The sequence below is a fragment of the Curtobacterium sp. VKM Ac-1376 genome, assembly GCF_015351025.1.
Classification (GTDB): domain Bacteria; phylum Actinomycetota; class Actinomycetes; order Actinomycetales; family Microbacteriaceae; genus Curtobacterium.
This window is the reverse complement of sequence record NZ_JADKRV010000009.1, coordinates 37292-58282: the sequence shown is the minus strand read 5'-3', so window position 1 is coordinate 58282 and position 20991 is coordinate 37292. Positions and strand designations below refer to the sequence as shown.

The 20991-nt window shown below is 69.3% G+C and carries 16 protein-coding genes; 14 read left to right on the top strand and 2 right to left on the bottom strand.

Features of this window, described 5'->3' with window-relative positions; all coding sequences use genetic code 11:
• Window positions 1-154 precede the first annotated feature (154 nt).
• The 4 genes from coxB to ITJ56_RS11850 all read left to right on the top strand — a co-directional run bounded on the left by coxB (window position 155) and on the right by ITJ56_RS11850 (window position 4759).
• Entirely contained in the window at window positions 155-1057 is a 903-nt protein-coding gene (gene coxB, locus ITJ56_RS11865; RefSeq protein WP_323749794.1) for a cytochrome c oxidase subunit II, read from the top strand.
• 11 nt (window positions 1058-1068) lie between these two features.
• Window positions 1069-2805, top strand: coding sequence for a cytochrome c oxidase subunit I (gene ctaD / locus ITJ56_RS11860; RefSeq protein WP_228517685.1), 1737 nt, complete (start codon window positions 1069-1071; stop codon window positions 2803-2805).
• Between the two features lie 4 nt (window positions 2806-2809).
• Window positions 2810-3226, top strand: a complete 417-nt coding sequence (locus ITJ56_RS11855) for a cytochrome c oxidase subunit 4 (protein ID WP_194630817.1) — start codon at window positions 2810-2812, stop codon at window positions 3224-3226.
• Between the two features lie 159 nt (window positions 3227-3385).
• On the top strand, window positions 3386-4759 hold the full coding sequence (locus tag ITJ56_RS11850) for a glucose-6-phosphate dehydrogenase (protein WP_194630816.1): 1374 nt from the start codon (window positions 3386-3388) through the stop codon (window positions 4757-4759).
• A 129-nt stretch (window positions 4760-4888) separates the two neighbouring features.
• Here the strand turns inward: ITJ56_RS11850 and ITJ56_RS11845 are convergent, their stop codons facing one another.
• Together ITJ56_RS11845 and ITJ56_RS11840 are read right to left on the bottom strand one after the other, a co-directional pair.
• The gene (locus ITJ56_RS11845) at window positions 4889-6817 is read right to left on the bottom strand and encodes a glycoside hydrolase family 15 protein (RefSeq protein WP_228517683.1); all 1929 of its coding nucleotides are present in this window, start codon (window positions 6815-6817) and stop codon (window positions 4889-4891) included.
• Window positions 6818-6882: 65 nt separating this feature from the next.
• The gene (locus ITJ56_RS11840) at window positions 6883-7947 is read right to left on the bottom strand and encodes an App1 family protein (RefSeq protein WP_194630815.1); all 1065 of its coding nucleotides are present in this window, start codon (window positions 7945-7947) and stop codon (window positions 6883-6885) included.
• A 137-nt stretch (window positions 7948-8084) separates the two neighbouring features.
• Here ITJ56_RS11840 and ITJ56_RS11835 point away from each other — a divergent pair, with 137 nt between their 5' ends.
• The 10 genes from ITJ56_RS11835 (at window position 8085) to leuS (ending at window position 20931) form a co-directional block, all read left to right on the top strand.
• Window positions 8085-8732, top strand: coding sequence for a TetR/AcrR family transcriptional regulator (locus ITJ56_RS11835; protein ID WP_194630814.1), 648 nt, complete (start codon window positions 8085-8087; stop codon window positions 8730-8732).
• A gap of 216 nt (window positions 8733-8948) precedes the next feature.
• Entirely contained in the window at window positions 8949-9875 is a 927-nt protein-coding gene (locus ITJ56_RS11830; protein ID WP_194630813.1) for an ABC transporter ATP-binding protein, read from the top strand.
• Window positions 9872-10588 (top strand): ABC transporter permease, encoded by a 717-nt coding sequence (locus tag ITJ56_RS11825; protein ID WP_194630812.1) that lies wholly within the window; start codon window positions 9872-9874, stop codon window positions 10586-10588. The genes ITJ56_RS11830 and ITJ56_RS11825 overlap by 4 nt, the downstream gene beginning before the upstream one ends.
• Window positions 10585-11313: an ABC transporter permease gene (locus ITJ56_RS11820; RefSeq protein WP_194630811.1), complete on the top strand. Its 729-nt coding sequence runs from the start codon at window positions 10585-10587 to the stop codon at window positions 11311-11313. Before ITJ56_RS11825 ends, ITJ56_RS11820 begins: the two co-directional genes overlap by 4 nt.
• Window positions 11310-12230, top strand: coding sequence for an ABC transporter substrate-binding protein (locus tag ITJ56_RS11815; protein ID WP_194630810.1), 921 nt, complete (start codon window positions 11310-11312; stop codon window positions 12228-12230). The genes ITJ56_RS11820 and ITJ56_RS11815 overlap by 4 nt, the downstream gene beginning before the upstream one ends.
• 272 nt (window positions 12231-12502) lie before the next feature.
• Window positions 12503-13915, top strand: a complete 1413-nt coding sequence (locus ITJ56_RS11810) for a cytochrome ubiquinol oxidase subunit I (protein WP_194630809.1) — start codon at window positions 12503-12505, stop codon at window positions 13913-13915.
• A 16-nt stretch (window positions 13916-13931) separates the two neighbouring features.
• Window positions 13932-14936, top strand: coding sequence for a cytochrome d ubiquinol oxidase subunit II (gene cydB, locus ITJ56_RS11805; protein ID WP_194630808.1), 1005 nt, complete (start codon window positions 13932-13934; stop codon window positions 14934-14936).
• 9 nt (window positions 14937-14945) lie between these two features.
• Window positions 14946-16634, top strand: a complete 1689-nt coding sequence (gene cydD / locus ITJ56_RS11800) for a thiol reductant ABC exporter subunit CydD (protein WP_194630807.1) — start codon at window positions 14946-14948, stop codon at window positions 16632-16634.
• Window positions 16631-18319 carry a thiol reductant ABC exporter subunit CydC gene (cydC, locus tag ITJ56_RS11795; protein ID WP_194630806.1) on the top strand — a complete coding sequence of 563 codons (1689 nt, stop codon included), beginning with the start codon at window positions 16631-16633 and terminating at the stop codon, window positions 18317-18319. The genes cydD and cydC overlap by 4 nt, the downstream gene beginning before the upstream one ends.
• Before the next feature lie 50 nt (window positions 18320-18369).
• Entirely contained in the window at window positions 18370-20931 is a 2562-nt protein-coding gene (leuS, locus tag ITJ56_RS11790) for a leucine--tRNA ligase (protein WP_194630805.1), read from the top strand.
• The last annotated feature ends 60 nt before the right edge of the window (window positions 20932-20991 follow it).

The window sequence follows — 20991 nt, the reverse complement described above, 5'->3', positions numbered from 1 at the left end:
AACCGTGTCGCGTGTGCGCGAGCGGTACCGAGCTGCGAGTAAGCTAGGAGTGTTCCAATCAAGCTGGGAGCCAGCCATGCGTCGCCTTCGTGCGGCTCGCCGTCGGACTCGACGGGCTGACCTCCGAAGCTCACGTCTTTTGCGAGAGGTAACAGTGCGTTCGAATCGCCGTATACGTTGGGCGGCCGTCCCGGTGGCCGTCGGTCTGGTCATCGCACTGGCTGGCTGCACGCAGCAGCAGATGAACGGATGGCTCCCCGGCACGGAGGAGACGAAGGACGTCACGAACCACACGAGTCGCATCGTCGGCCTGTGGACCACCAGCTGGGTCGTGCTCCTCGCCGTCGGTCTGATCGTGTGGGGCCTCGTCATCTGGGCAGCGATCGTGTACCGCCGCCGGAAGGGCCAGACCGGCCTGCCCGTGCAGATGCGCTACAACATGCCGCTCGAGATCTTCTACACGATCGTGCCGCTCATCCTGGTGCTCGGCTTCTTCGCCTTCACCGCGAAGGACCAGTCGGCCATCGAGAAGCCCTTCACCGACCCGGACGCCACCGTGCACGTGTACGGCAAGCGCTGGGGCTGGGACTTCAACTACATCAACAAGGACAACCCCGAAGAGAGCGTCTACTACCAGGGCATCCAGGCCCAGGAAGAAGAGAACGCCAACGGGGCCATCGACCAGTCGCAGCTGCCGACCCTCTACCTGCCCCAGGGCAAGAAGGTCGCGATCGAGCTCTCTTCGCGCGACGTCGACCACTCTTTCTGGGTCATCGACTTCCTCTACAAGAAGGACATGCTCCCGGGCAAGACCAACTGGGAGTACTTCATCCCGGAGAAGCTCGGCACGTACCAGGGCAAGTGCGCCGAACTCTGCGGTGAGTACCACTCGCTGATGCTCTTCCAGGTGAAGGTCGTCACGCCGGCGGAGTACGAGAAGTACCTCGGCACCCTGGAGGACCAGGGCAAGGTCGGCCTGCTCGGCGACGAGTACAACACCAACAGCAACGAACCGAACAACAAGGCGCCGGTCGAGGCGTCCAGCGAGAACAAGTAGGGGCTCGTCAGATGACAACGTCACTCGTCGGCCAACCGACCCAGACTCCGACGCCGGACTTCCAGGCGTCGAAGGTGGGCCGGAAGGGCAACATCGTCGTTCGGTGGATCACCTCCACCGACCACAAGACCATCGGGTACATGTACCTGATCGCGTCCTTCATCTTCTTCCTGCTCGCAGGTGTGATGGCGCTCGTGATCCGTGCCCAGCTCTTCGAGCCCGGCCTGCACGTGGTCGCCACGAAGGAGCAGTACAACCAGCTGTTCACGATGCACGGCACGATCATGCTGCTGATGTTCGCGACGCCGCTGTTCTCCGGGTTCGCGAACGCGATCATGCCGCTCCAGATCGGTGCCCCCGACGTCGCCTTCCCGCGACTCAACGGCTTCGCCTTCTGGCTCTACCTGTTCGGTTCGCTGATCGCGGTCGGCGGCTTCCTCACCCCACAGGGCGCCGCGTCGTTCGGTTGGTTCGCCTACGCGCCACTGAGTGACACGACGTTCACACCAGGGCTCGGTGGCACGCTGTGGGTGTTCGGCCTCGGCATGACCGGGTTCTCGACGATCCTCGGCGCCGTGAACTTCATCACCACGATCATCACGATGCGTGCCCCGGGCATGACGATGTTCCGCATGTCGATCTTCACGTGGAACACCCTCGTGACGGCACTCCTCGTCCTGATGGCGTTCCCGGTCCTCGCGACGGCGCTGTTCGGCCTCGGGCTCGACCGTGTGTTCGACGCGCAGATCTTCAACCCGGCGAACGGCGGGGCGCTGCTCTGGCAGCACCTGTTCTGGTTCTTCGGGCACCCCGAGGTGTACATCATCGCGCTGCCGTTCTTCGGCATCGTCTCCGAGGTCTTCCCGGTCTTCAGCCGGAAGCCGATCTTCGGGTACAAGACCCTCGTCTACGCGACCATCTCCATCGCGGCCCTGTCGATCACCGTCTGGGCGCACCACATGTACGTCACGGGTGGTGTCCTGCTGCCGTGGTTCTCGCTCATGACGATGCTCATCGCGGTGCCGACGGGCGTGAAGATCTTCAACTGGGTCGGCACGATGTGGCGCGGTTCGGTGACGTTCGAGACGCCGATCCTGTGGGCGATCGGGTTCCTGGTGACCTTCACGTTCGGTGGGCTCACCGGTGTGATCCTGGCCTCTCCGCCGCTCGACTTCCACGTGTCCGACTCGTACTTCGTGGTGGCGCACTTCCACTACGTGGTCTTCGGCACCGTCGTCTTCGCGATGTTCTCCGGCTTCTACTTCTGGTGGCCGAAGTGGACCGGCAAGATGCTCAACGAGCGTCTCGGCAAGATCCACTTCTGGCTCCTGTTCGTCGGGTTCCACACCACGTTCCTCATCCAGCACTGGCTGGGCGTCGTCGGGATGCCGCGTCGATACGCGACCTACCTGCCGAACGACGGCTTCACCTGGATGAACCAGCTGTCGACGATCGGCTCGATGATCCTCGCGATCTCGTTCCTGCCGTTCATCTTCAACGTGTACGTGACGGCTCGGAACGCTCCGAAGGTCGCCGTGAACGACCCCTGGGGCTACGGCCGCTCGCTCGAGTGGGCGACCTCCTGCCCGCCGCCACGGCACAACTTCACGTCGATCCCGCGAATCCGCTCGGAGTCCCCGGCCTTCGACTTGAACCACCCCGAGGCCGGTGTGCCGATCGGTGTGGGTCCGGCCAAGGACGCCCCCGATGCCCCGACCTACGACGCCGCGAAGGGCGAGGTGAAGTAAGGCCATGCGCGCGAACACCAACCTGTTCTGGATCCTCTTCGGATTCTTCGTCCTCGCTGACGCCGCGTACACCACGTGGGCGATGATCTACTACGGCGAGCCCGAGTGGGTCGGCACGGTGGCCATCGGCCTCACCGGGCTGATGTCGGCGTTCATCGCCTTCTACCTCGGCAAGGTCATGTCCTCCCAGGGCGGCGTGCTGCCCGAGGACCGCCCCGACGCCAACATCGAGGACGGCGACGCCGAGCTCGGGCACTTCAGCCCGTGGTCGTGGTGGCCCATCCTGCTGGCCGCCGCGGTCGGCGTCTGCTTCCTCGGCGTCGCCGCTGGCCTGTGGATCGTCCCGATCGGACTCGTCCTCGTGGCGATCACCCTGGTCGGCTGGGTCTACGAGTACTACCGCGGCAACTTCGGGCACTGACCCGGCGCTGCAGCGCACCGGACACTTCGGGCGGCACCAGAACGGTGCCGCCCGAAGTGCGTCCAGGTGACGAAACTCCGGTCCCGATCCGGAACAAACGGGCCCGCCCGCGACTTGACTGGAGCGGACCTCCCACCACAGCGAAAGGAGTCACCTCAGGTGACCGACAAGCGCACCCTCATCATCTTCGGCGCGACGGGCGACCTCGCCTCCCGCCTGCTCCTGCCGGGCCTCGGCACCTTCCTGCAGAGCGGCCGAGCCGTTCCCGTGCAGCTGATCGGCACGGGCCGCAGCGAGCGCAGCCCCGAGAAGTGGAAGGACATCGTCACGCAGTCCTTCGCGTCGCAGGACGTCAAGGGGCCGGAGGTCGACGCGACCATCGAGTCGACGCAGTTCATCCAGGGCGACCCGACCGACCCGAAGCACCTCGAGGCGCTCCTCGCAGCGGCCGAGTACGAGCCGATCCTGTACTTCGCGCTCCCGCCGCAGATCGCCTCCGACATCTGCGAGGCGCTGCAGCACGTCGAACTCCCCGAGGGCACGACGCTGGCCTTCGAGAAGCCCTTCGGCACCGACGTGGCGAGCGCCCAGGCGCTCAACGAGACGGTCCTGAAGCTCGTCCCCGAGGATCGCGTGCACCGCACCGACCACTTCCTCGGCCGCACGACGGTGCTGAACATCATCGGTCTGCGCTTCGCGAACCGCCTGTTCGAGCCCATCTGGAACGCCGACAACATCGAGAAGGTCGACATCTTCTACGACGAGACCCTCGGTCTCGAGAACCGCGCTCAGTACTACGACGAGGCCGGCGCGATGGTCGACATGATCCAGTCGCACCTGCTGCAGATCCTCGCTCTGGTCACGATGGACGCCCCGGCCGCGATCGACGCGGTGGAGTTCCGCTCGTCGCTCGCCCGTGTCCTGCGTTCCACCCGCCTGAAGGGCGACGACGCCACGATCGCTTCGCGCCGCGCCGTCTACACCGCGGGCACGATCGACGGCAAGGAGCTGCCGTCGTACCAGGACGAGGACGGCGTGGACCCGTCGCGCAAGACGGAGACCCTGGCCGAGATCTCGGTCGAGGTCGACACCGCTCGTTGGGCCGGCGTCCCGTTCACGCTGCGCTCCGGCAAGGCGCTCGGCACCAGCCGGAAAGAGGTCCTGATCACCTTCAAGCCGGTCACGCGGCTGCCCTCCGGTCTGACCGGTCGTCCGAAGACCGACACGCTCCGCATCGTCCTGAACCCGGACGAGATCGAGCTGTCGGTGTCGGCCAACGGTGGCGGCAACCCGTTCGAGATGGGCCAGGTCACGCTGTCGTCGTCCTTCAGCGACGGCGAGCTGACCCCGTACGGCGAGGTCCTGAACGGCATCTTCCACGACGACCCGCTCCTCTCGATCCGCGGCGACGTGGCCGAGCGCTGCTGGGAGATCGTGGAGCCGGTCGTGGCCGCGTGGAAGGCCGACGAGGTCCCGCTCGAGGAGTACCGCGCCGGTTCGCGCGGCCCGGCGGACTGGGAGTCGTCGTCCTGACGGACGCCGTGTCCTGATGCGCTGCATCTGACGGACGGGAGGCCCGGTGCCAGCTGGCACCGGGCCTCCCGTCCGTCGTGTGCGGGCTTGCAGAGCGTCGCAAGACGCCGGCGTCTCGTCGCGGGCGTGTCAGGCGGGGAACCCGGCTCGCTCGCCCTCGCCGGTCCACGATCGAGTGCCGCCGTCGTGGACGGGCACCCGCGTGCGGTGTCCGACCCGCGCGCCCCGGGCACGCTCGATGGCGTCCGCCGCCGACACGAGCGTCAGGTGTGACAGCACCTGCGGGGTGTTGCCGATGTGGTGTCCGGTGGTGACGTCGATCTCCTCGGACAGCATGCCGACGTCGTTCGCGTACCCGACGAGCACGTCCATCAGGCGCTCGGCGTCCGTGATCCGCCCAGAGCCGGCGTACTGCTCGACGAGCCAGAACGAGCACGCCAGGAACGGGTGCTCCGCACCGGAGAGCCCGTCGAAGCCGGCGGTGGTGCGGTAGCGGAGCACGAGGCCGTCGCTGCCGACACGCAGGTCCTCCTCGATGGCGCGGACCGTCCCGGTCATCCGCGGGTCGTCGGCGTGGAGGAAGCCGACCTGTGGCAGCACGAGCAGGCTCGCGTCGACCTCGTCGGTGTCGTAGTGCTGCCGGAATGCGCCGCGCTCCGCGTTCCACCCGTGTTCCTCGATCTCGGCCCGCACGGTGTCGCGCAGGGTCCGCCAGCGGTCGACGGGCCCCTCGAGCCCGAACTCCTCGGCGGCGGCCACGCCGCGGTCGAACGCCGCCCAGATCATCGCCCGGGAGTGCGTGAACCGCCGTCGTGGTCCGCGCATCTCCCAGATGCCGTTGTCCGGCTCCTGCCAGTGCTCCTCGACGTAGCCGAGCAGGGCACGCTGGAGCGCCCACGAGTCGGCGTTCTCCTCGACCCCGAGCTCCCGGGCATCGTGCAGCGCGGACAGGACCTCGCCGAAGACGTCGCCCTGGTACTGGGTCGAGGCGCCGTTGCCGACCCGGACCGGGGTGGAGCCGAGGTAGCCCGGCAGCTCGGGCAGCTCGCGCTCGGGCAGTTCGCGCTCCCCGGCGATGCCGTACATGATCTGCACCTCGGCCGGGTCACCGGCGATGGCTCGCAGCAGCCAACCCCGCCAGTGGGTGGCCTCGTCCCCGTAGCCGTGCGCGATGAGCGAGGCGAGCGCGAGGGACGCGTCACGGAGCCACACGTAGCGGTAGTCCCAGTTGCGCTCCCCGCCCGGGTCCTCGGGCAGACTGGTCGTCGCGGCGGCCACCACGCCGCCCGTCTCGCCGTGCGTCATCGCACGGAGGAACACGAGCGAGCGCCGCGTGGCCGCGGCGTAGCGGCCCTCGGTCCGGGCGGGTGCGGTCCAGTCCGTCCACCAGGAGACGGTCTGCGCGAGGGCGGCGTCGACGTCGAGCGGCACCGGCGGTTCCCGGTGCGACGGGTACCAGGTGAGGACGGTGTCCAGGACGTCGCCGTCGCGGACCGTGGTGACCGCGGTGTGTCGGTGACCGTCAGCCCGGAACTGCGGCCCGCGGACGATCACAGACCCCGGCCCGGCCGTCGCCAGCAGGGAGGGTTCGTCGGTGTCGCCGATCTGCCGGATCCAGGGCAGGGCGCGGGCGTAGTCGAACCGGATCCGGAGCGTCTGCCGCATCTCGACCGAGCCGCGCAGCCCGCGGGCCCGTCGCACGATCGACGGCCGGTGCGCCCCGACCGGCATGAACTCGGTGACCTCGACCACGCCGTCGCGCGTCGTCCAGACAGTGGAGAGCACGAGGGTGTCGCCGTGGTACTTCCGTTCCGCGGTCGCGTCGTCGTCGTCGGGCCGCAGCGTCCAGTGCCCGTGGTCCTCGGTGCCGAGCAGTGACGCGAACGCGGACGGGCTGTCGAAACGGGGCAGACAGGCCCAGTCGATGGTGCCGTCACGGCCGACGAGTGCGGCGGTGCCGGTGTCGCCGATCAGGGCGTGGTCCTCGATGCGGTTGTGCGGTGCCGCCGTCGCCGTCGTCGCCCGGGGTGCCGGTGGGTCCTGCTGCTCGGTGCTCATGGACCGATCGAACACCCCGCGCCCGAGCATCGAGGCCCGTGAGCTGCGTCCGTGTGAAGAGCCGCTCAGGCCGGGTCGGAGGCGTCGGCCTCGGTGATGCCGACCCGGGCGAGCTCGCTCCACAGTCCGGCGCCGTCCGGCGCGTAGACCCACGGTGCCGACGAGTCACGCGAGCGCTCCTGTGCGCGCGACCGACCACCGGCCAGCACGGCCTCGCTCGTCGAGAGCTGTCGGATCGCGACCCCGGCGACGTTGTCCGGGTGCTCGCGCGAGAAGTCGCCGTACAGGCTCTCGTCGTGCTGACCGTCGTCGCCGACGAGCAGCCACCGGATGTCCGGGAAGTCCTTCGCCAGCCGCCGCAGGTTCTCCTGCTTGTGGAGCTGTCCACTGCGGAAGAACCGGTCGTGGGTGGGGCCCCAGTCCGTGAGCAGCAGCGTGCCGGACGGGTACATGTTGCGCGTCAGGAAGCGCTGCAGCGTCGGGGCGACGTTCCATGCACCGGTGGACAGGTACACCGTCGGCGAACCGGGGTGCTGCGCCAGGATCCGCTCGTACAGCACGGACATGCCCGGTACGGGTCGGCGGGCGTGCTCGGTGAGCACGAAGGAGTTCCAGGCCGCGAGCATGGGGCGGGGGAGCGAGGTCACCATCACGGTGTCGTCGATGTCCGACAGCAGCCCGAACCGGGCGTCCGGGTGCACCACGAACACGTCGGCCTCGACGTCACGCCCGCCCCCGGCGGACAGTCGCACGGTGCGCCAGCCGGGCTCGAGGTCGATCGGCACGATCGTGTCGACGACGCCGCCGCGGTCGGTCTCGACCACGTGCGAGACGCCACCGGCGGTCACGGTGACCTCGGCGTGGTCGACGGCGACGCTCGTGAAGCTCTTCCAGCCACGGACGCCGGCGTAGGACACGTCGGAGGCGAGGCCGCGGCGCGTCAGCAGCACGCGGCAGAGGATCCGCACCCACCCGGGCGCGCCGTAGCCGGTGTAGGGGACCACCGTGGGGACCAGGCCGTGACGACGCGCACGCTGCTCGCGGAACTCCTGGACGGCGTCCTCGATGCGGGCCGCGCGGTGCAGGAGCGGCTCGGCCAACGACGGCTCGTGGGGCGTCGGGTCGGGCATGGCGCCATCATCCCACGGACGCCTCGGAAGTCCACGCGTCGACGGACCTGGTGAGTCGCAGCCATGTTCCAGGTGGTCTCTGCGAAAGTTGTCCCCGTCACACCAACCAACCGCGCTGGAGCGCAAGAGGAGAACACGTGCTCGTCACCGAGGTAACGAACGCTCTGCCGGGGGGATCATCACTGCTCAGGAACGAGCCGGTCCAAGCCCGCAGTTCGGCGCGCCTCGCCGGCCTCCTCGACGCCGCTGCCGCGGTCATCGACGAGATCGGGTTCGAACGGCTCACGACCGCCATGGTCGCCGAACGGGCGGGGGCGTCCATCGGCACCGTCTACCGGTACTTCCCGGATCGCATCGCCGTCGTCGAGGCACTCGCCATCCGCTGCACCCAGCGGCTCGCGGCCCGCTTCGTCGAGGCGCTCGACGCCAGTGGCGCCGAGACCTGGCAGGACGCCAACGACGCGCTCATCGACATGACCGCCGAGATGTACCGCACCGAGCCGGGCTTCCGCGCGATCCGCTTCGGTGACCCCGCCGACACCGGTACCGGGGACGCCGAGGACCGCATGGGGGCGCTCGGCGCCGCCGTCGGTCAGATCATGCGCGACCGCTTCGGTCTTCCGGACAACGAGCGCATCACCCGGGCCTGGGTGGTGCTCGCCGAGTCCGGGCACGCCGTGCTGGCACGCGCGCACCGCGACCGTGAGCACCCCGACGTCGCGCTCATCGAGGAGTACCGCACGATGAACCGCGCCCACTTGGGATCGGTGATCGCCGCCTCCTGACCAGCGCGCCACGCCGCGCGACCGATCCGATCACGCCCGCGTCTCCGAACAGGAGGCGCGGGCGTCGTCGTCCCAGCCGGTCGCGTCGAACGCGGTGCACGTCCACCGGCGTCGGCTCCCGCCGCGGGGCCGTCACGCATCGTCACACCGAACCGATGTCGGTGCCCCCGGGTACTCTCATCCGGAGTCGGGCTACCTCCGAACAGAAGGGCACCCATGATCGAGTTCCGCTCGGTGCGCAAGACCTACCCGGACGGCACGACCGCCGTCGAGCAGTTCGATCTGGTCATCCCGTCCCGGACCACCACCGTCTTCGTCGGCTCCAGCGGCTGTGGCAAGACCACGCTGCTCCGCATGATCAACCGCATGGTGGACCCCACCTCCGGCGCGGTGGAGATCGACGGGTCGGACGTCGCCGGGGTCAACCCCGTCGAGCTCCGTCGTCGCATCGGCTACGTCATGCAGAACTCCGGCCTGCTCCCGCACCGCAAGGTCGTGGACAACATCGCGACCGTGCCGCTGCTCACCGGGGTCTCCCGGGCTGACGCCCGCAAGCGTGCGCTCGAGCTCATGGACACCGTCGGGCTCGACCGGGCCTTCGCCGACCGGTACCCCTCCCAGCTCTCGGGTGGTCAGCAGCAACGCGTCGGTGTCGCCCGCGGGCTGGCGGTCGACCCGAACATCCTGCTCATGGACGAGCCGTTCGGCGCCGTCGACCCGCTCGTCCGGAGCGACCTGCAGGACGAGCTCATCAGACTGCAGCGTGAGCTCGGCAAGACCGTCGTGTTCGTGACGCACGACATCGACGAGGCGTTCAAGCTCGGCGACCAGGTGGTCATCCTGAAGAAGGGCGGCGAGGTCGCCCAGCAGGGGACGCCGGCACAGATCCTGGCGGAGCCCGCCGACGACTTCGTCGCGAACTTCATCGGCGCCGCTCGCGGTCGCCGTGCCCTCCGGGTCGAGCAGACCCCCGCCGGCCCCGTCGTGGTCGACGGTGAGGGCCGGGCGGCCGGCGTCCTGACGGGCCCGGCGCAGGTGGTCGACGCCGCGGCCGCGGTTCCGCAGCCCCGTCTCGGTGCAGCAGAGGCCGGAGTGCCGCACGGCGCCCCGGGTGCTCCGGCGCAGGGTGGGGGCATCCGGTGAAGTGGATCCTGTCGAACCTCGACACGATCGGGGACGACACGGTCTCGCACCTGGTGGTCGCGATCCCGCCGATCATCATCTCCTTCCTGCTGTCGATCCCGATCGGCTGGGTCGTCGTCCGGCTGCAACGCCCGGGGGGGTCCCGGCTCGCATCGGGTGTCGGTAGCGGCATCGTGACCCTCGCCGGCCTGCTCTACGCGATCCCGTCGCTCGCGCTCTTCGTCGCGCTGCCGAGCATCATCGGCACCGACCTGCAGAGCCCGGTCAACGTGATCATCGGTCTGACGCTCTACGGCCTCGCGCTGATGGTCCGGTCCACGGTGGACGGGCTCACCTCGGTGGACGAAGCGACCAAGTCGTCGTCGACCGCGATGGGGTACTCGTCCGCCCAGCGGTTCTTCCGCGTGGAACTCCCGCTCGCCGGTCCGGTCCTGCTGGCCGGGCTGCGCGTGGTCTCGGTGTCCACCATCTCGCTGACCACCGTCGGTGCGGTCCTCGGCATCCAGAGCCTCGGATCGCTGTTCACCGACGGCCTCGGTCGTGGCATCTACGAAGAGATCCTCTCCGGCATCGTCATGGTGCTCGTGCTCGCGTTCACGATCGACGGGCTCCTGGTCCTGCTCGGCCGCCTCGTGATGCCCTGGGCCCGCACGGACTCGGTGTCGCGACGGCAGGCCCGGCGCGTCCTGCGAGCAGCGGAGGTCTCCTCGTGATCATCGGACAGGCCTTCGGCTGGGTGTTCGACCCCGCCAACTACACCGGGTACGACGCCATCCCCGAGCGCGTTTGGGAGCACGTGTGGATCACGCTGCTCGCGGTGCTCATCGCCTCGGTGATCGCGGTGCCGGTCGGCTACACGATCGGCCACACGCGCCGCGCGCGCGGCTTCTCGATCGCGGTGTCCGGTGGGGTCCGGGCGCTGCCGACGCTCGGTGTGCTCTCGCTGTTCGGGCTCCTGCTCGGCATCGGCCTGCAGGCACCGCTCCTGGCGCTCGTCGTGCTCGCGATCCCGTCGGTCCTGGCGGGGGCCTACTCCGGTATCGAGTCAGTCGAACCCGTGACGGTCGACGCCGCCAAGGCGCAGGGCATGACCGGGTGGCAGATCCTCTGGAAGGTCGAGATCCCGCTCGGCCTGCCGCTCTTGATCGGCGGGCTCCGTGCCGCGGTGCTGCAGGTCGTCGCCACGGCGACGCTCGCCGCCTACGTCGGTGCGGGTGGGCTCGGCGGCTACTTCTTCCTCGGGCTGAAGACCCAGGACTACGCCGAGATGCTCGGCGCCTCCATCCTCGTGATCGCGCTCGCGATCGCGTTCGAGATCGTGTTCGCCGTGCTGCAGCGTGCGGCGGTGCCGAAGGGCACCGCCGACAGGTCGGCCCGACAACGCCAGGGGTCGCGCGAGCGAGCCCGCAACCCATTCCCGGAAGGAAATCCATCGTGATCACAGCAAAGATCCGTGCCGGCGCCGCAGCCGCGCTGGCGCTGGGCGTCGCAGCTGCCCTGACCGGCTGCGCGTCGAGCGACCCGCTCGACAGCGGCTCCAGCTCGTCGTCCGACTCGAAGACCATCGTCGTCGGCTCGCAGCAGTACTACTCGAACGAGATCATCGCCGAGCTCTACGCCCAGGTCCTCGAGAAGGACGGCTTCGACGTGGAGCGCAACTTCAACATCGGGCAGCGCGAGGTCTACATCCCGCAGCTCGAGAAGGGGGCGATCGACGTCATGCCGGAGTACAGCGGCAACCTGCTGCAGTACTTCGACAAGGACTCCGACGCGAAGACCGCCGACCTGATCGACGACGGACTCGAGAAGGCGTTGCCGAAGGGCCTGCGTGTCCTGGACGAGGCCGAGGCCACCGACCAGGACAGCTACACCGTGACGAAGCAGTTCTCCGAGGACAACGACGTCACGAGCCTGGCCGACCTCAAGAACGTCGACGAGAAGCTCACGATGGGCGGGAACTCCGAGAACCAGACCCGCCCGTACGGTCCGAAGGGGCTGAAGTCGGTCTACGGGGTCGACGTGGACTTCACGGCGATCGAGGACTCCGGCGGAGCGCTCACGGTCAAGGCCCTGAAGGACGGCACCGTCCAGCTGGCCGACATCTACACGGCCGATCCGAGCATCAAGGCGAACGGCTTCGTCACGCTGAAGGACCCGGAGAACCTGATCCTCCCGCAGAACGTGATCCCGGTCGTGTCCGACAAGGTGAACGAGAAGGCCGCCGAAGCGATCGACGCGGTGAACGAGAAGCTGACGACCGAGGCGCTGATCGAGCTCAACACGAAGAGCACGGCGGACAAGGAGAAGGCGTCAACGATCGCCGAGGAGTGGCTGACGGACGAGGGCCTGCTGTAAGCGCCCCTCGCGGATTAAACAACAGGCGTCGGGTATCTACCCGGCGCCTGTCGTGGTTCGTGGAGCGGATGATGCGAACATCTGTGCCGCACCGTTGTGCCGATCAGGGCGCCTGCACGTTTGTGCACAGGAGGGTTCTACAAGTTGTCGAGCCGGTCGCCACCGCGATAGCGTTGACGTGTCCCAAGGGCTGTGACACCTGATGTATCCGTTCCACAGGAAGCTACTGACGTGCACGAACAGCGCGCGGCCACCCGGCTGGGAAACGCCGCATGAACGACCTCCTCGATCCGCTCCTCCTGTCGCGGTGGCAGTTCGGTCTCACGACGATCTACCACTTCCTCTTCGTCCCGCTGACGATCGGGATGGCAGCCGTCGTGGCCGTGTTCCAGACCGCCTGGTACCGGACCGGTCGCGCGCACTACCTGCAGCTGACCCGGTTCTTCGGGCGCATCTTCCTCATCAACTTCGCCATGGGCGTCGTGACGGGCATCGTGCAGGAGTTCCAGTTCGGCATGAACTGGTCGGACTACTCACGGTTCGTCGGTGACGTGTTCGGGGCGCCGCTCGCGCTCGAGGGCATCCTGGCGTTCTTCTTCGAGGCGGCGTTCATCGGCGTGTGGATCTTCGGCTGGGACCGCCTGCCGAAGGGGCTGCACCTGGCGAGCATCTGGTGCGTCAGCGCCGGCACGATCATGTCCGCGTACTTCATCATCGCCGCGAACGCGTTCATGCAGCACCCGGTGGGGTTCGCCATGAACGAGGCCAAGGGGCGTGCGGAGCTGACCGACATCTGGGCGGTGCTCGGCAACAAGGTGGCCCTCGCGGCCTTCCCGCACACCCTGTTCGCCTGCTTCATGGTCGCCGCCGCGGTCATCATCGCGGTCGCGGCCTACCACCTGGCCCGCAACCAGCACCTCGAGACGATGATGCCGGCGCTGAAGTTCGGCATGTGGACCATGCTCGCTGCCGGAGCCCTGACCGTCCTGACCGGCGACCAGCTCGGCCTCACCATGGTCGACACCCAGCCGATGAAGATGGCCGCGGCTGAGGCGCTGTACAACACGGCGACCGGCAAGGACGCCTCGTTCTCGATCTTCACCCTCGGCACCCCGGACGGTGTGCACGAGCTGTTCTCGATCCGGGTGCCGTACCTGCTGTCCTTCCTGTCGACGCACACCTTCACCGGCACGGTCGAGGGCATCAACGACCTGCAGGCGCAGTACACCCAGGTCTACGGTCCTGGCGACTACAGGCCGATCATCTGGGTGACCTACTGGAGCTTCCGGTGGATGATCGCCCTCGGCGTCGGCGCGGTGCTCGTCTCGCTGGTGGGTCTCTGGCTGACCCGCAAGGGCCGCTTCCCGACCCGGCGCTGGGTGTGGCGCGTCGCGACCTGGACGGTGCCGCTGCCGATGGCCGCGATGATCGTCGGTTGGATCTTCACCGAGATGGGCCGCCAACCGTGGCTCGTGTTCGGGCTGCTCCGGACGAAGGACGGCGTCTCGCCGAACGTGACCGGGCTCGAGGTCCTGATCTCACTGCTGGTCTTCACCCTGATCTACGGCTCGCTGGCCGTCGTCGAGTTCAAGCTCATCAAGAAGGTCGCGCAAGAGGGCCCCGCCGACCCGGCCGAGGTCGACGCGGAGACCGGCGAGGTCAAGCACGAAGTGACGGTCTACTAGAAATGGACGCTGCCTGATGGATCTCCCCGTTCTGTGGTTCGCGATCGTCGGAGTGTTCTTCGTCGGCTACTTCGTCCTCGACGGATTCGACTTCGGTGTCGGCATGTCCCTGCCCTTCCTCGGCAAGGACGACACCGACCGCCGCGTCCTGATCAACACCATCGGCCCGGTCTGGGACCTCAACGAGACCTGGGTCATCGTCGCCGGCGCCTGCCTGTTCGCCGCGTTCCCCGAGTGGTACGCCACGATGTTCTCCGGCTTCTACCTGGCGCTGCTGCTCATCCTCGCCGCACTCATCGCCCGCGGGGTCTCGTTCGAGTACCGGCACCAGAACAAGCACCTCGAGTGGAAACGCCGCTTCGACCTGATGATCATCGTCGGCAGCGCTGTGCCGTCGTTCCTGTGGGGCGTCGCGTTCGGCAACGTCGTCCGCGGCATCCCCATGGACAGCGGCCACAACTACACCGGCACCCTGTTCGACCTGCTCAACCCGTTCGCCCTGCTCACCGGAGCCGCGACCCTGCTGGTGTTCTTCACCCACGGCGTCGTGTTCGTCGCGCTGAAGACCGAGGGCGAGATCCGCGTCCGCGCGAAGCGCCTGGCGACCCGGGCCGGCATCGTGACCGTCCTCGTGGGCGCCACCTTCCTGGTGTCGATGGCGTTCGTCCGTGCCACACCGGCATCCCTCGTGCTGTCGGTCGTCGCGGCCCTGGCACTCGTGCTCGCCGTGCTCTGCAACACCTGGGGCAGGGAAGGCCGGGCGTTCACCCTCATGGCGATCACCATCGCCGCGATCGTGCTCGCGATGTTCACCGCGATCTTCCCCGACGTCATGCCCGCCTCCAACGACGCCGCGAACAGCCTGACGGTGTACAACGCCTCGTCCGGGTCCTACACGCTCACCGTGATGAGCTGGGTCGCATTGGTCTTCGTCCCCCTCGTCTTCGCCTACCAGGCCTGGACCTACTGGGTGTTCCGCAAACGCGTCTCCCGCGCCCAGGTCACCCAGGCCGCCCACTAGGCGACGACGATGAAGCCACTCGACCCGCGACTCCTGCGGCTGTCCCGGACAGCGCGCGGCTTCATCGTCGCGGCTGCAGGCGCCGGCGTCCTCCGCACCGTCGCGACCATCGCGATCGCGTGGGGGATCGCCGCGGCCGTCACCCTCGGGGTGGACGCGGTCCGGGTCGGCAGCGTTCCGTCCGCCCTCGGGCAGACCCTCGCGCTGCTCGGGGGAGCATTCGTCCTCCGCGCCGTCGCAGCGTGGGCCACCGACGACCTGGCGGCCCGCGCCGCGGCGAAGGTCAAGAGCGAGATGCGTACGACGGTGCTCGCCCGTGCGGCGGAGCGGGGGCCGTCGTGGCTGGCCGGCAGGTCGAGCGCGGGCTTCGCCACCACGCTCGGCCCCGGGCTCGACGCACTCGACGCGTACTTCGGCCGGTACCTGCCGCAGTTCGCGCTCACGGCGACCGCGACACCGGTGCTCCTGGTCGCGATCGGGCTCGGCGACCTGACGAGCGGGCTCATCATCCTGCTCGCCCTGCCGGTCATCCCGGTCTTCATGATCCTCATCGGCCTGGCGACGCAGGCGCTGCAGCGGAAGCAGTCGGACGCGCTGGCCCGGCTCGGCGGCGCCTTCCTCGAGGCGGTCGAGGGGCTCGCGACGCTCAAGGTGTTCGGCCGCGCCCGCCGGCAGGTCGGTCGGATCGGGACGGTCACGGACGAGTACCGGCGCGGGACCCTCGGTGTGCTCCGCCTGTCGTTCGTGAGCGGCTTCGCTCTCGAGCTCGCCGCGAGCCTGTCCGTCGCACTCGTCGCCGTCGCGATCGGCATCCGGCTGGTCGACGGGTCGCTCGGGCTCGGCGCCGCGATGTTCGTGCTCGTCCTCGCCCCGGAGGCCTTCGCCCCCATCCGCCAGGTCGGCGCCGACTTCCACGCCGCGCAGGACGGCGTGGAGGCGTCGGCCGCAGTGCTGGACGTCCTCGCCGACGACGCCACCGACCCGCGCACCGGCAGCAGCACCCCCGCGGAAATCGACATCGACGACGACCGCGCGAGCACCGCCGCCGCCGCGGCCCGCGCGCTGGTCGTGCGGCGCCTCACCGTCCGCCGGCCCGACGTCGTGATCGGGCCGTTCGACCTGCACGCCGAGCCCGGCACGGTCGTCGTGCTCGCCGGTCCGAGCGGCTCCGGCAAGTCGAGCATCATCGCTGCGCTCCGCGGGATGCTGCCGCACGACGGCCAGGTGGTCGTGCCCGGACCCGCGGGCGCGACCCGGGCCGAGCGCACCACCTGGGCCGACCAGCGTCCGCGCCTGGTGCGCGGCACCGTCGCCGAGAACGTCGCGCTCAGCGCGACCCCCGACGACACCGACGTGCGGAGCGCCTTGCGTGACGCGGGGCTGGGACTGGACCCGGGCCTCCCGGTCGGCGCCGGCGGCAGCGGCCTGTCCGGCGGCCAGGCGCAGCGCGTCGCGGTCGCACGTGCGCTGTACCGGGCGCGCCGCGTCGCCACACCGCTCGTGCTGCTCGACGAACCGACGTCGGCCCTCGACGCCGATGCCGAGGCGCGCGTCATCGAGGCGGTCCGCGCTCTGGCAGCCGACGGTGCCGTCGTCGTGGTCGCGAGCCACCGACCGGCGGTCGTCGCCGCTGGTGACGTCCGGGTGGACATCGGTGCTGACGGGTCCGCCACTGTGCGGACGTGGGTGCGCGCATGAGCCGGGAGGCGCGTCGTGCGTCCGTCATGCGGCTCGCGATGCCACGCGGGTCGGGTTGGGCGAAGGCGGTCGCCGCCGGATCGCTCAGCACCGTCTGCGCGGTGGCGCTGCTCGCTGCGAGCGGGTACCTGATCACCCGAGCGGCGGAGCACCCGCCGATCCTGTACCTGACGCTCGTCATGGTCGGCGTGCGGGCGTTCGCCCTCGGGCGAGCGGCACTGCGCTACGTCGACCGGCTCACCGGGCACGACGCCTCGTTCCGCCAGCTCGCCGTGGTGCGGACCGAGATGTACCGACGGCTCGCCTCCGTGGCGCCCGCCGGGCTCGGCCGGACCGGGCGGGGCGACCTGATGACACGGCTCGTGACGGACACGGACCGACTGCAGGACCTGCCGATCCGCGTGGTCGGTCCGCTGGTCTCCGCCGGGGTCGTCTCGGTGCTGTCCGTCGTCGCCGTGGCGTTCGTGTCCGTCCCGGCGGCGCTCGTGCTGGTCGGCGCACTGGTGGTCGCGGCGCTGGTCGGGTCCGTCGTCACCCTGTCGATCGCCGCGCGTTCCGACCGCGAGACCGCTGCCGACCGTGGCCGGGTCGCCGACCTGGTGCTCGACACCGTCCGGACGCTCGACGTCTTCGCCGCGTACGGCACGCTCGACGAGCGCCTCGCGCACATCGCCCGGCTCGACGACGGTGTGACCCGCGCGGTCCGGCGCCGTGGCGCGGTCGAGTCGCTCGTCGGGGCCCTCGTCGGGCTCGTCGGCGGCGGATCGGTCATCGGGATCCTCGCCGTCGGTGCACCACCTGTCGTCTCGGGCGTGCTCGACGGGCCGCTCTGGGCGCTCACGGTCTTCGTGCCGCTCGCCCTGTTCGAGGTCATCGGGACCGTCCCGCTCGCCGTCCTCACGCTCCGCCGCGTCCGGGCCGCCGCCGACCGTGTCGAGCAGGTCGTACCCGCCGACGTGCCCACCGGCATCGTGCCGGAGCCCGCTGAGGACGCCGACCCGGCCGCGCTCGTGATCGACGGTCCTGTCACGGTCGCCCTGCGCGACCTCACCGTCCGCTGGCCGGGGGCCGACGAGCCCGCGGTCGACCGTGTCTCGCTCGACCTGCTCCCCGGCGAGGTCGTCGTGCTCGAGGGCCCGAGCGGCGCTGGCAAGTCGACCCTCGTCGACGCGCTGGTCCGGTTCGTCGACCACGAGGGCTCGTACAGGCTCGACGGAGTCGAGGCGAAGGACATGCACCCCGACGCGGTCCGTGCCCGCGTCGGGCTCATCGAGCAGGACCCGTTCGTGTTCGACCAGTCGGTGCGGCAGAACCTGCTCTTCGCCTGCGAGACCGCGACCGACGGCGAACTGCTCGCCGTCCTCGACCGGGTCGGGCTGGGCGAGTGGGTGGTCCGACGGGGAGGACTCGACGCCTCCGTGGGAGAGCGTGGCGTGCTCGTGTCCGGCGGCCAGGCGCACCGGCTCGCCCTGGCCCGCGCGCTGCTGCACGCGTTCCCGGTGCTCGTGCTCGACGAACCGACCGCCGACGTGGACCCGGACCTCGGCGACGCGGTGCTCCGCGACCTCGTCACGACCGCCCGCGCGGCGGGCCGGACCGTCGTGATCGTGTCGCACGTGCCGGTCGCGACGGACCTGGTCGACCGCACCCTGCGGATGCGGGACGGACGCCTGCTCATCGGGTGAGCCGACGCACGGACGCGGGACGGGCCTCCCGGCTTGTATCGTTGACGACCGTGACCACCGACCAGCACGCCGAGGACCCGAACGCCTACGACTTCCGTCGTATCCAGGAGAAGTGGCAGCCCCGCTGGGAAGCGCTCGGGCTCTTCACCACCGACCTCGACGACACGCGTCCGCGCAAGTACATCCTCGAGATGTTCCCGTACCCGTCGGGCGATCTCCACATGGGGCACGCCGAGAACTGGGCCCTCGGCGACTTCGTGGCGCGCTACTGGCGCCAGCAGGGCTTCAACGTGCTGCACCCGATCGGCTGGGACTCCTTCGGCCTGCCCGCGGAGAACGCGGCGATCAAGCGCGGGGTGGACCCGAAGGACTGGACCTACGCGAACATCGAGCAGCAGAAGGCGTCCTTCAAGCGCTACGCGCCGTCGTTCGACTGGACCACCGAGATCCACACCTCGGACCCCGAGTACTACAAGTGGAACCAGTGGCTGTTCCTGAAGATGTACGAGAAGGGCCTGGCGTACCGGAAGGACAGCTGGGTCAACTGGGACCCGGTGGACCAGACCGTGCTCGCGAACGAGCAGGTCCTGCCCGACGGCACCTCGGACCGCTCCGGTGCCGTCGTCGTGAAGAAGAAGCTCACGCAGTGGTACTTCAAGATCACCGAGTACGCCGACCGTCTGCTCGACGACCTGAACCAGCTCGAGGGGCGGTGGCCTGCGAAGGTCATCGCGCAGCAGCGCAACTGGATCGGCCGCTCGGTGGGCGCCGACGTCGACTTCGTGATCGAGGGTCGCGACGAGCCCGTCACGGTCTTCACCACACGTCCGGACACGATCCACGGGGTCACGTTCCTGGTCGTCGCGCCGGACTCCGACCTGGCGGCGTCGCTCGTTGCTGCTGACTCGGTTCCGTCCGACGTGCGCGCTGCGTTCGACTCGTACCTGACTGCGACGCAGAAGACCTCCGAGATCGATCGGCAGAACGCCGACCGTCCGAAGACCGGCGTGCCGCTCGGACGGTTCGCCATCCACCCGCTGACAGGGGAGCGGCTGCCGATCTGGGCCGCCGACTACGTGCTCGCCGACTACGGCCACGGTGCCGTCATGGCGGTCCCGGCGCACGACCAGCGCGACCTCGACTTCGCGCGTGCCTTCGACCTGCCGGTGAAGGTCGTCGTCGACACGAACGCCGCCGTCACCGGCGCGATCCCGGTGATCCCCGAGGGCGCCACGATCGAGGACTTCGACGTGCCCACCCTCGACCCCGTCGCCACGGGCGAGGCGCTGACGGGCCAGGGCCGGATGATCAACTCCGGGCCGCTCGACGGCATGTCGAAGCAGCACGCCATCACCGCCGCGATCTCGCTGCTCCAGGAGCGCGGGACCGGCCGAGCAGCGAAGACCTACCGCCTGCGCGACTGGCTCATCTCGCGCCAGCGCTTCTGGGGCACGCCGATCCCGATCATCCACGGCGCCGACGGCACGGAGCACCCGGTGCCGGAGGACCAACTGCCGATCGTGCTGCCGGACACCGAGGGCCTCGACCTCAAGCCGAAGGGCACCTCGCCGCTCGGCGGAGCGACGGACTGGGTCAACGTCCCGAACCCGGTCGACGGCACCCCGGCGCTCCGCGACACCGACACGATGGACACCTTCGTGGACTCGTCGTGGTACTTCCTGCGCTTCCTGTCGGCGAACGACGACACCCAGGCGTTCGACCCGGCCGCTGCGCGCCGCTGGGCTCCGGTCGACCAGTACATCGGCGGCATCGAGCACGCGATCCTGCACCTGCTGTACGCCCGCTTCGTCACGAAGGTCCTGTTCGACCTCGGCTACCTCGACTTCACCGAGCCGTTCTCGGCGCTGCTCAACCAGGGCATGGTGCTGTCCGGCGGATCGAAGATGTCGAAGTCGAAGGGTGGTGTCTCACTCGGCGACGAGCTCGACGCCAACGGTGTCGACGCCATCCGCCTGGTGATGGGCTTCGCCGGTCCGCCCGAGGACGACATCAACTGGGAGGACGTCTCCCCGTCCGCCTCGGCTCGGTTCCTGGCCCGCGCGTACCGTCTGGCGCTCGACGTCACGTCCTCGCGCGACGCCGTGTGGGCCGACGGCGACCGGGCACTCCGCCAGGTCACCCACCGGTTCCTCGCCGACGCCCCCGGGATGATGGAGTCGTTCAAGTTCAACGTCGTGATCGCGCGGCTGATGGACCTGGTCAACGTCACCCGCAAGGCGATCGACAGCGGCCCGGGCGCCGGTGACCCCGCCGTGCGTGAGGCCGTCGAGACCATCGCGCTCGGGCTGAGCGTCTTCGCGCCGTACACCGGCGAGGAGATGTGGGAGAAGCTGGGCTACGAGGCAACCGTCGCCACGTACGGCTGGCGGAAGGCCGACCCGACGCTGCTCGTGCAGGAGACCCTGACGGCCGTCGTGCAGGTCAACGGCAAGGTGCGCGACTCGTTCGAGGTGTCGAAGTCGATCGAGCCGGACGAGCTCGAGCAGCTCGCGCGCTCCTCGGCGAACGTGCAGCGCTACATCGGGGACCGCGAGATCGTGAAGGTGATCGTGCGGGCGCCGAAGCTCGTCAACATCGCGATCAAGGGGTAGCGGGGGCTTCCCTCCACAGGGTGGAGTGTGCAGCACTCCTCCACAGGTGTGACCTCCGGA

Bases quoted from the DNA above. Each gene is read 5' to 3' on its own strand.
- ctaD (WP_228517685.1), top strand. From the start codon at position 1,069: ATGACAACGTCACTCGTCGGCCAACCGACCCAGACTCCGACGCCGGAC.
- cydB (WP_194630808.1), top strand. From the start codon at position 13,932: ATGGATCTCCCCGTTCTGTGGTTCGCGATCGTCGGAGTGTTCTTCGTC.
- ITJ56_RS11845 (WP_228517683.1), bottom strand. From the start codon at position 6,817: ATGAGCACCGAGCAGCAGGACCCACCGGCACCCCGGGCGACGACGGCG.
- cydD (WP_194630807.1), top strand. From the start codon at position 14,946: ATGAAGCCACTCGACCCGCGACTCCTGCGGCTGTCCCGGACAGCGCGC.
- ITJ56_RS11855 (WP_194630817.1), top strand. From the start codon at position 2,810: ATGCGCGCGAACACCAACCTGTTCTGGATCCTCTTCGGATTCTTCGTC.
- ITJ56_RS11840 (WP_194630815.1), bottom strand. From the start codon at position 7,947: ATGCCCGACCCGACGCCCCACGAGCCGTCGTTGGCCGAGCCGCTCCTG.
- cydC (WP_194630806.1), top strand. From the start codon at position 16,631: ATGAGCCGGGAGGCGCGTCGTGCGTCCGTCATGCGGCTCGCGATGCCA.
- ITJ56_RS11830 (WP_194630813.1), top strand. From the start codon at position 8,949: ATGATCGAGTTCCGCTCGGTGCGCAAGACCTACCCGGACGGCACGACC.
- ITJ56_RS11810 (WP_194630809.1), top strand. From the start codon at position 12,503: ATGAACGACCTCCTCGATCCGCTCCTCCTGTCGCGGTGGCAGTTCGGT.